Source organism: Geodermatophilus sp. SYSU D00696 (assembly GCF_054050235.1).
In genome coordinates this window covers 137677-148868 of sequence record NZ_JBJGYY010000007.1, presented here as the reverse complement: position 1 = coordinate 148868, position 11192 = coordinate 137677, and the positions used below count along the sequence as shown (strand labels likewise).

The window sequence follows — 11192 nt, the reverse complement described above, 5'->3', positions numbered from 1 at the left end:
CCCCCCCCCGCGCGGGGGGGCCCGGGCGCCGGGGGGGGGGGCGCCCCGGGGGGGCGGCCGGCGGCCCCCCGCCGCCAGCGCGTCGAGGCGCTCGGCCACCTGCAGTGCGGTCGCGGGGCGCTGACCGACCGGCGCCAGGCAGGCGGACACCAGCGCGGCCTCGTCGTCGGTCAGGCCGGGGCTGATCGCCGGCTCGGCGTTCATCACCCGGCGGATCGCCAGCAGCGGCTCACCGTCGGGGAGCTCGCCGTAGAGGCCGGTGCCGGTGAGGGCCCGGTTGAGCGTGGCGCCCAGGGCGAAGACCTCCGTGGCGCGCGAGGGCCGGTCGCCGCGCAGCAGCGCCGGGTCGAGGTACTCGACGGAGGCGGCGCTGGCCATGCCGGTCAGCGTGACGCCCGGCGCGAGGTAGCGGGCCAGGCCGAGGTCGGAGAGCTTGCCGCCGTCCTCGGTCAGCAGGATGTTGGCCGGCTTGATGTCACCGTGGGTCAGGCCGGCCTCGTGCAGCGCGTGCGCGGCGTGGGCGGCGTGCGCCACCGCCCGCAGCACCTCACCGCGGCCCAGCGGGCGGGCCGGCGCGGCCAGCGAGCCGAGCGGGCAGTACTCCATGGCGTACAGGAAGCTGTCCTGCAGCACCGCGTCGTAGACCTTGACCAGGTAGGGCGAGGCCACCTGGGCGAAGGCCCGCAGCTCCCGGACCCCGCGCTCGTAGGCCTGCTCGCTGTGCGTGCCGGTGAACACCTTCACCGCGACGTACTCGTCGGGCAGGCCCAGGCGCGCCGGCGGGCGGGCGAGGTAGAAGCGGCCGTTGTTGCCCTCACCGAGCACGCGGACCACCTGGTAGTCCGCGATGGTGGCGGGCGCCGGGCCCACCAGGCCGACGGCATCCATCCCTGTCCTCCTGAAACGCTGCTCTCCCCCCGGAACGACCGGGACGCCGCGACGCGGCAGCGGCACAGTGTGCCTGCCGCACCGCCGTCCGGGAACCCGATCCGCCCCGCGAGATGGGCCCCCGTCACCGCGCGGCGAAGCACCCCACACCGCGCAGACCGCCGTTACGCTCCGCGCCCGTCGCCGCCCGGGAGCCCTCGGCCGGCCCGCGACCGCACCGCGGTCGCGACAGTCCCCGGGCGGCCCTGCCACCCACCCGTACACGTCATCCGGAGATCTCGTGGAGCCGCGCCCCGTCGCAGAGATCGTCGCCTACGTCTTCATCGACCTGGCCGTGATCATGGTCCTCGCCCGCCTGATGGGCCGACTCGCCCGCCGGGTCGGCCAGCCGGCGGTGATCGGCGAGATCGTCGCCGGCATCCTGCTCGGGCCGACCCTGCTGGGCGCCCTGCCCGGCGACCTCGACACCCTGCTGTTCCCGCCGGACATCCGGCCGTTCCTCAACGTGCTGGCGCAGCTGGGCCTGGTGCTGTTCATGTTCCTCATCGGCCTCGAGGTCGACCTGTCGTTCATCCGCGGGCGGGAGAAGATCGCCGTCTCGGTGTCGCTGGCCTCGATCCTCCTGCCGTTCGCGCTCGGCGTGCTGCTGGCCACGTACCTGCACACCAACCACGACGTCTTCACCGCGGAGGACGGCTCCACCGCGGCGATCTCCTACCTCGGGTTCGCGCTCTTCCTCGGTGTCGCGATGTCGATCACCGCGTTCCCGGTGCTCGCCCGCATCCTCGCCGAGCGGCAGATGCACCGGATCCCCACCGGCGTGCTGGCCCTGGCCTGCGCCGCGGTCGACGACGTCCTCGCGTGGTGCCTGCTGGCCGTCGTCGTGGCGATCGTGGCGGCGACGTCGTTCACCGGTGTCGCGCTCATCCTGAGCCTGTCGGTGGTCTTCGCCCTGGTCATGTTCCTGGTCGTCAAGCCGCTGCTGCGGGTGCTGGTCACCCGCTACGAGCGGCTGGGGCAGCTGACCCCGGAGATGCTGGCCGGCGTCCTGATCGGCATCCTGACCAGCGCCTGGGTGGCCGAGGAGATCGGCATCCACTTCATCTTCGGCGCCTTCCTCTTCGGCGTGGTCATGCCGCGCAAGGGCGCCGCCCGGCTCAACCACGAGATCATCGACCGGCTCGAGCAGGTGAGCGTGCTGCTCCTGCTGCCGGTCTTCTTCGTGGTCACCGGCCTGCAGGTCGACATCGGTGCCATCGACCTCACCGGCCTCGGCGAGCTGGCGCTGATCCTGCTGGTGGCCATCTCCGGCAAGTTCATCGGCGCGTACGCGGCGGCCCGCGCGCAGAAGGTGCCGCACCGGCAGGCCAGCGCGCTGGCGACGCTGATGAACACCCGCGGGCTGACCGAGCTGGTCATCCTCAACATCGGCGTCCAGCAGGGCGTGCTCGACGCCGAGATGTTCACGCTCATGGTCATCATGGCCGTCGTCACCACGGTGATGACCTCGCCGCTGCTCAACGTCATCTACCCGCAACGGATCCTCGACCGCGACATCGCCGCGGCCGAGCGCGCCGAGATGGGCCTCACCGAGGCCTACACGGTCGTCGTCGTGGTGGACGACGTCGACCGCGACGCCGGCCTGGTCGACCTCGCCTGCGACCTGGTCGGCCGCGAGCAGCCGGCGCAGGTGGTGCTCACCCGCGTCGTGCGGCGCTCGCGGCCCAAGCCGGAGGTCTCCTCGGGCCTGGGCGCCGACCTGGAGCTCATGGCGACCGTCGCCGGCGAGCTGCGGACGCTGGCCCGGCAGGTCGAGGCCCGCGGGCTCAAGGCGTCGGTGGCCTCACGCTTCAGCGAGGACCCGTGGGCGGAGGTCGCCGACCTCGCCGGCAGCAGCGACGCCGACGTCGTCCTGGTGCGCAGCGGCTGGGGCATCGTCGAGGAGGCGCTGACCGCGGACGGCTCCGGCACCCCCTGGCCGCCGTCGCTGAACGGCTCGGTGGTCACCGTGTCCGGGGAGCTGGGATCGGCGGTGCTGCAGCCGCAGGGCCCGGTGGCGGTCGTCCAGGACGGCGGCGCCGACGGGCGGGCCGCGCTGCGGCTGGCCGCCCACGCCTCCCTCGGCCGCTCCGTGCCGCTGCAGCTGCGCGCCGGCGAGGGCCGCCGGACGGTCAAGCGGAGCGTGGCCGACTCGCTGCGCCGGGCCGGGGTGCAGGTGGAGCCGGAGAGCCAGGCGCTGCCCTCGCTGCTGGTGGCGCCGGCGGGTGCCGGGCCCCTCCCGGCCGCGGACGACCTGACGCCGATCCTCCTGGTGCACGCCGGCACGGCCGACGCCGACCGGGACATGGACGAGACCCTCGCCGGCATCGCCGCCCGGCCCGGCACCGTCTGAGCGTCCCGCCCGCGCTGCGGAGCCCGCGTCCCGTTCGGGGACGCGGGCTCCGTCGCGTCCGGGGGTCTGCGGAGGCTCCGGCCCGGCGCCCGGGGTGCAGCTGCGGACGGTCGTGCTCTGGTCCGTACCGGGGGCAGAGCACGACCGCGCGCCGGACCCCGGCGACACAGCGGCGCCCGTCCCCCGGACGGAGGACGGGCGCCGGACCGTGCGCGGTGGACGGGTCAGTAGGCGCCGTGCGGGGACTCGAAGGCGAACTGGCGGCCGCCCATGCGGACCGCCATGCCCGGGGTCAGTCGGACCGGCTGGTGGGGCACCAGCGACCCCCACCCCGGCGCCCCGCGCGGGGCGACGAGCGTGCCGTTGGCCGAGCCGGTGTCGACCAGCAGCACGTCCCACCCCTCGAGACGGACCTCGGCGTGGTGCCGGCTGACACCGCCGGTCGGGTCGACGACCAGAAGGGGCCGCAGCTCGCCGGAGGCGACGCGCGCGTCGGTCTCCGGCTCCCGGCCCAGCAGGTAGTCCGCGTCGAGGCTGACCGTCGCGCCGTCGTCGAACACGAGCAGGCCCAGCGGCGGGCGGACGCCCTCGACCAGCACGGTCGTCTGCTGGGTCGTGCGGATGCCGCACAGCGCGCAGAAGCTCACACGGGGGTCGTTGAGGTGACCGTTCTTGCAGACGATGCCCTTGACCCTCGGCCGGTCGTCCTCCGGCTCGGCTGCCGGGGCCGACGCCGGCTCGGCGCCGGGGATCGGCAGGGGCTCGCGGGGCGGCTCGGCCTCGGGCGGCGCGTCGAACAGCCGCGCCGACTTCTTGGGCGCGGGCAGCTCCGGCGCGGGGGGCAGCGGGGCTGCCTTCTCGAGGGACGGAGGCGGGGCGGCGGCGGATCCCCCGAGGGCACCTCCCGGAGCCGGCACCGGCGGTGGCGGGGGCTGCTGCGGCGTCGCCGCGTGCGGCGCGGGGAGGCGGCCGACCCCCGTCCCGGCCGGCGGCAGGGGCGCCGCCGAGGGCGCCGGTGCCGGCGACAGCACCGCCGCCGCGCCGGGGACGACGCCCGCCACGAGGTCGGCCAGCGGGTGCGGCGCCGTGGTCACCGGCGAGCCGGCCGACACGTGCAGCGCCGCCGGCGGCCAGGTGACGAAGCGGTCGAGGACCTCCGTCCCGTCGTCCTGCCGCTCCCCCTGCGCCGCGGTCAGCCGCAGCCCGAGGTCGGGCACCTCGGCGGCCCCGCCGCCGACGAGCACGAGCGCCAGCCCGTCTTCGGTGGCGGCGACCACGGCGAACGACGGCGGGTCGGCGACGGTGCCCAGCCAGCTGCGCAGCTCCTCGTGCAGCCGCACGCCGGGAGCGCGCGATCCGGCGGCGGAGACCCGGCGGCAGAGGGCGACGAGCTCACCGACGGGCGCGTCACCGGCCGGCGCGGCCACGGGCGGGGCCGGTGCCGGCGCCGGCCCCCAGCCCGCCAGGGCGGGCCGGGGCGGCGGCGGGGCGGCCGCGGCGGGCTGGGTGGTGACCGCCACGACGAGGAGCACGCCGGGCAGCCGGACGACGAGGTCGGGGCCCGGCGCCACGCGGACCGCGACCTGGTCGAAGGGAGTGACCGTGGCCCCCGCCGTGTCGGGACCGAGGAGCGGAGGCGGGGGACTCGACATCAGATGAGTCTCCCGCCCTGGTTCCGCCAGTGCACGAACGGCACGCGCATCGGGCCGTTGGCGACGAGGAACACCAGCAGCCAGGTGGTCGAGAACAGGATGACGAACGCCGGGCCCGGCATGCTGTCGACCCAGGTGGCGCCGCCGGCCAGCAGGAACCAGACCAGCAGCCCCTCCGGGATGCCGGTGACGAGGGTGAGGAACGTCGGCCAGTCCTTCTCCCACCGGAACTGCTGCAGACCGTGGTAGACGAGCTCCCAGAGCACGCCCAGCACGGTGACGATCAGCAGCACCGAGAAGGTGGCCCCGTAGGACGCACCGAGCGACGCCCCGGTCGGCAGCAGGGGGGTGAGCACGAGCGTCCACAGGACGCCGACGGTGGCCAGCAGGAAGACCCGGGTCTGGATGCGGCCGTTCAGGGTGGGGATCACGGGTGTCTCTCTCGCAGACGACGTCGGGAGGGGGCGTCAGATGGTGGTGTTGCGGACCCACTTCCACCACTGGCTGGTGGACCGCCCCGGGGTGAGCTTCCGGGCGAACCCCTGGGCCACGAGGTCGTCGGTGATCTCCTGCGCGGCCACGAGCAGGCCGAGGAAGCTGTCCACGCCGGCGAAGTAGCCACCGAGCGTGGCGCTGCCCGAGGCGTAGAGCTTGCCGCCGTTGCGGGTGCCGGTGACCTCGAAGTCGGGCCGGACGTCGAGGCGGCCGAGCGGGTTGCGCTGGGCGTTGGAGTGGTCGAGCAGGTCGGCCAGCACGCGGTGCTCGCGGATGTCGGCCTCCAGGCCGGTGCAGTCGATGACGTGGTCGAAGGTGCCCACCTGGGGGCCCTGGTCGCTGTTCACCGACACCTCGACCAGGTCGCCGACCGGCCGCATCCCGTCGATCTGGCCGATGACGACGCGGTACCAGCCCTGCTGCCGGCCGCGGGCGAGCTGCTCCTGCCAGTCCTTGCGCACCGGGGTGTTGGTGCCGCCCATGACCTTGTAGATCCGGGCGCGCTCCTCGCCCTCGAGCCGGGACATCCGGGACCGCAGCTGGCCGCCCCAGGTCGACTTGGGCCAGTTGAAGCCCTGGTAGGCCCAGCCGTCGGCGCCCTTGCGGCGCATGAAGAGGCTCGGCCCGTGCGGCCTGTCCACGTAGGTGCGGAACAGGTGCACGACCTGGGTGTTCAGGCCGCGCCGGTCGCGGTCGTCGATGAGCCGCTGCAGGACGCGGGAGGCGACGATGCCGCCGCCGCGGACCAGCACGGTGCCGGGCCGCTGCTGCATCCGCTCGTAGACGTGCTCGTGCGGCTCGTAGGCGTTGACCACCCGGCTGTAGTCGTTGTGCTCCGCCCGGTACTCCTGCAGGTCGGGCAGGAAGCGCAGGCCCGGGTAGCCGACGGCGATGTGCACGAACTGGCTGCGGTAGGCGATCCGCCGGGTGGGCGTCGCGCCCTCCGGCGGGGTGAGCACGGTGAAGTACCCGCCGCCGACCCGCCGGCGGGTCATCCGGACCTGGCCGGGGACGACCATCTCCGGCCACCGGATCCGGTACATCTCCTTCTCCATCGCGTCGAAGACCATCCCGGCCTTCGGCGTGTAGTAGTCGGCGAGGACCGGCTCGACGAGCACGTTCCAGGCCTGCTTGAGGTCCCCCTGCAGCGCCTCGCGGATGGCGTAGCCGGGGAAGCCCCAGATGTTGTCCGGGGTGCCGGAGGAGTCCGAGCGCAGCCGCTCACCGCGCGGGATCTGGGAGACCGCCGTCAGGTACTCGTAGCTCTCCCAGGGGGTGCGCTGCTGCGTCAGGACACGGATGGCGTCGGTGGGGACACCGCAGATGCGCAGGTAGTCGACGAGCACGAACGACCCCACGCCACCGCCGACGGTGACGAAGGGGACGTCGACGACGGGGATGCCGGCCTCGGCCACCATCTGGTCGGTCCACAGGTCGGTGGCGACCAGGGCGTCGGTCAGGTCGCCGGGCCGGTGCGGCTGGTGCTGGGCGTGCGGGGGCGCGGCGGTGCTCTCGCTCACGGTGGGGGCGTCCGTCCTCTGTCGGGGAGCCGCCACTGTCGGGCGGGGTCGGCGGGCTGTCAACGGATTCCGGCGCGGTCTCCCGAACCGTTGTCCCGGCCCACGCGGAGGGGCGCGTCCGGGGCCCCCGGGCGCCCCTAGACTGCGCCGCGACGTCCGTCGGGGCCGGCTCCCCGGCTCGGCCACCGGTGCGGGAGGTCGCGGGTGGAGTTGCGGCAGTTCGGCCCCTACCGGCTCGAGGAGCGCATCGGCCGGGGCGGTATGGGCGAGGTGTACCGGGCCTTCGACACCGAGCAGCAGCGGACCGTCGCCCTCAAGGTGCTCGCCGAGGACCTCGCCACCGAGCGCGGGTACCGGGAGCGGTTCCGCCGGGAGGCGCACGCCGCGGCCCGGCTGTCCGAGCCGCACGTCGTGCCCATCCACCGCTACGGCGAGATCGACGGCCGGCTCTTCCTGGACATGCGGCTGGTCCGCGGGCGCGACCTGGCCACGGTGATCTCCGAGGAGGGTCCGCTGGCGCCGGCGCGGGCGGTGTCGGTCGTCGGCCAGGTGGCGCACGCCCTCGACGCCGCGCACGCCGAGGGGTTGGTGCACCGCGACGTCAAGCCGAGCAACGTGCTGCTCAGCGGCACCGGGGACGACGAGTTCGTCTACCTCGTCGACTTCGGCATCGCCCGGTCGATCGCCGGTGACGGCGGCGCGACGGCGCTGACGCAAGTGGGCTCGGCGGTCGGCTCCGCCGACTACATGGCCCCCGAGCGGTTCCTCGAGCGGCCGGCCGACGCGCGCGCCGACGTCTACTCGCTGGCCTGCGTGCTGTTCGAGGCGCTGACCGGGCGACGCCCGTTCCCGGTCACCGGCCTGGCGCCACAGATGTGGGCGCACCTCAACGAGGTCCCGCCCCCGGTGTCGCGGCTGCGCCCCGGCGTCCCTCCTGCCCTCGACGCGGTGGTGGCCCGCGGCCTAGCCAAGGACCCCGCCGACCGCTGGCCCTCGGCGGGCGCGCTGGCCGCGGCCGCCCGGCGGGCGCTGACCCCGCCCGCCGCCGTCCCGCCGGTCGCCCACACCCGCCCGGCCGCGCCACCGCCGGGGCCATCCGTCGCCGCTGCCGCGGCGCCCCGCCCTCCGCAGAGCCCGCCGCTCCCAGCCGCGCCGCCGGCCCCGCCCCCGGCCGGCCGCCGTCCGCTGCTGCCGGCCGCGCTGCTGACGGCGGCGGCGCTGCTGGCCGCGGTGCTCGTGGTCGTCGTGCTGACCGCCGGCTCCGGCGGCGCCCCGGCCGCGGACCCGCCCGACCGGCCGGTGCCCGGACCGCAGCACGACGCGCTGCTCGCGATCGTCCCGGCCGACTTCGACGCGCCCGGGTGCCGGCCGGCGCCGTCCGCCGGGGACGGCGACGTGGCCGCGGTCGACTGCGGTCCCGCGGTCAGTGCCGCCGGCCCGCGGACCGCGCGGTTCTTCCTCTACCCCGACGGCCAGACCGCCGACGCCGTGTTCGCCGACGACGTCACCGGCCTGGGGCTGACCGCGCTGGAGAACGGGGCGACCTGCCCGGCCTCGCAGGGCTACCAGGACTGGACCCTCGACGGCGTCGTCATGGGGCAGGTGGCCTGCTACGTCGACGCGGACAACACCGCGGTGCTCATCTGGACCGAGACCGACGACGCCACGCAGGCCGTGGTGACCATCCGCAACGGCGGCCTGGCCGGGCTCGCGCGGCTGGTGGAGTGGTGGGACGAGGCCGGCCTGTCCGGCTTCGGGTGACGCCGGAGAGGCCGCCTCAGGCCTTGCCGAAGCGGCGCTGGCGGCGCGCGTACTCCTCGCAGGCGGCCCACAGGTGTCGGCGGTCGAAGTCGGGCCAGAGGGTGTCGAGGAAGACGAACTCGGCGTAGGCCGACTGCCAGAGCAGAAAGTTGCTCGTCCGGTTCTCGCCGGAGCTGCGGACGAACAGGTCGACGTCGGGCATGTCGGGCTCGTCGAGGAACCGGGCGACGGTGCGCTCGTCGACCTTGCCCGGGTCCAGCCGGCCGGCGGCGGCCTCGCGGGCGATCGCGGCGGCGGCGTCGGCGATCTCAGCGCGGCCGCCGTAGTTGACGCACATCGTGAGGGTGAGGACGTCGTTGTCCCGGGTGAGCTCCTCGGCGATCTCGAGCTCCTTGACCACACTGCGCCACAGCCGCGGCCGCCGGCCGGCCCAGCGCACCCGCACGCCCAGCGCGTGCATCTCGTCGCGGCGGCGGCGGATGACGTCGCGGTTGAAGCCCATGAGGAAGCGGACCTCCTCGGGGCTGCGCCGCCAGTTCTCCGTGGAGAAGGCGTAGGCGCTGATCGCCTTCACGCCGAGCTCGATGGCGCCCTCGACGCAGTCGAACAGCGAGGACTCTCCCGCCTCGTGGCCCGCCGTCCGCGGCAGCCCGCGCTCCTGCGCCCACCGCCCGTTGCCGTCCATGACGATCGCGACGTGGCCGGGCACCCGGTCGGCCGGGATCGCCGGCGGGCGGACCCCGGAGCGGTGCGGGTCCGGCGCCTTGACCTCACGCCTCACTCAGCAGGCCCGCTTCCCGCCGGGGCGCGAGGTCGGCACGGTCGACCAGCGGCAGCGACCGCAGGCCGCGCTCGAGGTGCCACTGCAGCAGCGCGGCGACCAGCCCGCTGCCCTCCCGGCGCTGCGCGTTCTCGCTGGCCTCGGCCCGCTCCCAGTCGCCCGACAGCAGGGCCTCCAGGTGCGCGATGGTGACCGGGCTGGGCATCGCCGAGCCGGTCGGGCGGCACTCGCGGCAGACCGAGCCGCCGGCCGGGACGGAGAAGTGCCGGTGCGGGCCCTCGATGCCGCAGCGCGCGCAGTCGCCCAGCGCCGGCTCCCACCCGGCCACCGACATCGCGCGCAGCAGGAACGCGTCGAGCACCAGCCCGGCGGGCCGGGTGCGCTCGGACAGTGCCCGCAGCGCCCCGACGACGAGGAGGAACAGCCGCAGCGAGGGCTCCTTCTCCTCCGCGGTGAGCCGGTCGGCGGTCTCGAGGACGGCGGTGCCGGCGGTGTAGGCCGGGTAGTCGGCGACGATGCCGGGGCCGTAGGAGCGGATCGACTCGGCCTGGCTGACGATGTCGAGCGTGCGGCCGGTGTAGAGCTGCAGGTCGACGTGGCTGAACGGCTCGAGCCGGGCGCCGAACTTGCTCTTGGTGCGGCGCACGCCCTTGGCCACCGCCCGCACCTTGCCGTGCCGGCGGGTGAGGACCGTGACGATCCGGTCGGCCTCCCCCAGCTTCTGGGTGCGCAGGACGATCCCCTCGTCGCGGTACAGCGACTTCGGTGTGGTGCTCAATACCCCAGCCTGTTCAGCTTCTTCGGGTCGTCCTGCCACTCGCCCAGGACGGTGACGTGCAGGTCGAGGTGGACGCGCGCGCCGAGCAGCTGCTCGAGGCCGGCGCGGGCCTCGGTGCCGATCGCCTTGATGACCGACCCGCCCTTCCCCAGCAGCATCGGCTTCTGGCTCGGGCGCTCGACGTGCAGCAGCGCGTGCACCTCGACCAGCTCCGCGCCCTCGCGCTTGGGGTCGGGACGGCGGACGAGCTCCTCGACGGTGACCGCGAGCGAGTGCGGCACCTCCTGGAACACCTTCTCCAGCGCCGCCTCGCGGACGAGCTCGGCGATCTGCCGGTCGGTGTCCTCGTCGGTGGTCTGCTCCTCGGGGTACAGCGGCGGGCCCTCGGGCAGCAGGCCGACCAGCAGGTCCTCCAGCAGCTCGACCTGGTCGCCGCGCACGGCGCTGACCGGGACGACCTCGGCGGCCTCGACCAGCGCGCTGGCGGCGACCAGCTGCTCGGCGACCTGCTTCTTCGACGCGGCGTCGGTCTTGGTGACGACGACCACCACCGGCGCCGTCACGTCCTGCAGCTGGCGGGCGATGAACCGGTCGCCGGTGCCCACCGGCTGGTCGGCCGGGATGCAGAACACCACGACGTCGACCTCGGAGAGGGTGTCGCGGACGACGTCGTTGAGCCGGCGGCCGAGCAGGCTCTTGGGCTTGTGCAGGCCCGGGGTGTCGACCAGCACGAGCTGCCCGCCGGGCCGGTGGACGACGCCGCGGATGGCGTGCCGGGTGGTCTGGGGCCGGTTGCTGACGATGCCGACCTTCTCGCCGACGATGGCGTTGGTCAGCGTGGTCTTGCCGGCGTTGGGACGGCCCACCAGGCAGGCGAAGCCGCTGCGGTACGGCTGCTCCGGCGTGCTCACCGGACCAGTCTCCC

9 protein-coding genes are annotated in these 11192 nt (G+C 74.9%); 2 read left to right on the top strand and 7 right to left on the bottom strand.

Annotated features, from left to right (window positions below):
- On the bottom strand, positions 1-888 hold an 888-nt coding region (locus ACI79O_RS07000), incomplete at its 3' end, for a protein kinase domain-containing protein (RefSeq protein WP_456913665.1).
- Positions 889-1168: 280 nt separating this feature from the next.
- Between ACI79O_RS07000 and ACI79O_RS06995 the strand changes: the two genes are divergently transcribed.
- A complete protein-coding gene (locus ACI79O_RS06995; RefSeq protein ID WP_456913664.1) occupies positions 1169-3280 on the top strand; it encodes a cation:proton antiporter in 2112 nt (703 codons plus the stop codon).
- 224 nt (positions 3281-3504) lie between these two features.
- Here the strand turns inward: ACI79O_RS06995 and ACI79O_RS06990 are convergent, their stop codons facing one another.
- From ACI79O_RS06990 to ACI79O_RS06980, 3 genes are read right to left on the bottom strand one after another with little or no spacing between them, the layout of a single operon-like run.
- On the bottom strand, positions 3505-4932 hold the full coding sequence (locus ACI79O_RS06990) for an FHA domain-containing protein (protein WP_456913663.1): 1428 nt from the start codon (positions 4930-4932) through the stop codon (positions 3505-3507).
- Positions 4932-5363, bottom strand: a complete 432-nt coding sequence (locus tag ACI79O_RS06985) for a hypothetical protein (RefSeq protein WP_456913662.1) — start codon at positions 5361-5363, stop codon at positions 4932-4934. The genes ACI79O_RS06990 and ACI79O_RS06985 overlap by 1 nt, the downstream gene beginning before the upstream one ends.
- A gap of 36 nt (positions 5364-5399) precedes the next feature.
- Positions 5400-6947, bottom strand: coding sequence for a hypothetical protein (locus ACI79O_RS06980; RefSeq protein WP_456913661.1), 1548 nt, complete (start codon positions 6945-6947; stop codon positions 5400-5402).
- A gap of 204 nt (positions 6948-7151) precedes the next feature.
- Between ACI79O_RS06980 and ACI79O_RS06975 the strand changes: the two genes are divergently transcribed.
- On the top strand, positions 7152-8708 hold the full coding sequence (locus ACI79O_RS06975; protein ID WP_456892483.1) for a serine/threonine-protein kinase: 1557 nt from the start codon (positions 7152-7154) through the stop codon (positions 8706-8708).
- A 16-nt stretch (positions 8709-8724) separates the two neighbouring features.
- On the opposite strand, the gene ACI79O_RS06970 is transcribed toward ACI79O_RS06975, so the two are convergent.
- Genes ACI79O_RS06970 through era form a run of 3 tightly spaced genes read right to left on the bottom strand, consistent with a single transcriptional unit; the run spans position 8725 to position 11178 of the window.
- Entirely contained in the window at positions 8725-9489 is a 765-nt protein-coding gene (locus ACI79O_RS06970) for an isoprenyl transferase (protein WP_456892481.1), read from the bottom strand.
- The gene (gene recO, locus ACI79O_RS06965) at positions 9479-10267 is read right to left on the bottom strand and encodes a DNA repair protein RecO (RefSeq protein WP_456892479.1); all 789 of its coding nucleotides are present in this window, start codon (positions 10265-10267) and stop codon (positions 9479-9481) included. The genes ACI79O_RS06970 and recO overlap by 11 nt, the downstream gene beginning before the upstream one ends.
- Complete coding sequence (era, locus tag ACI79O_RS06960; RefSeq protein ID WP_456892477.1) at positions 10264-11178, bottom strand: GTPase Era; 915 nt, start codon at positions 11176-11178, stop codon at positions 10264-10266. Before era ends, recO begins: the two co-directional genes overlap by 4 nt.
- Positions 11179-11192: the final 14 nt, after the last annotated feature.

What these genes read in the sequence shown, in the direction of transcription:
- ACI79O_RS06990 (WP_456913663.1), bottom strand. Translation starts at nt 4,932, where the DNA reads ATGTCGAGTCCCCCGCCTCCGCTCCTCGGTCCCGACACGGCGGGGGCC.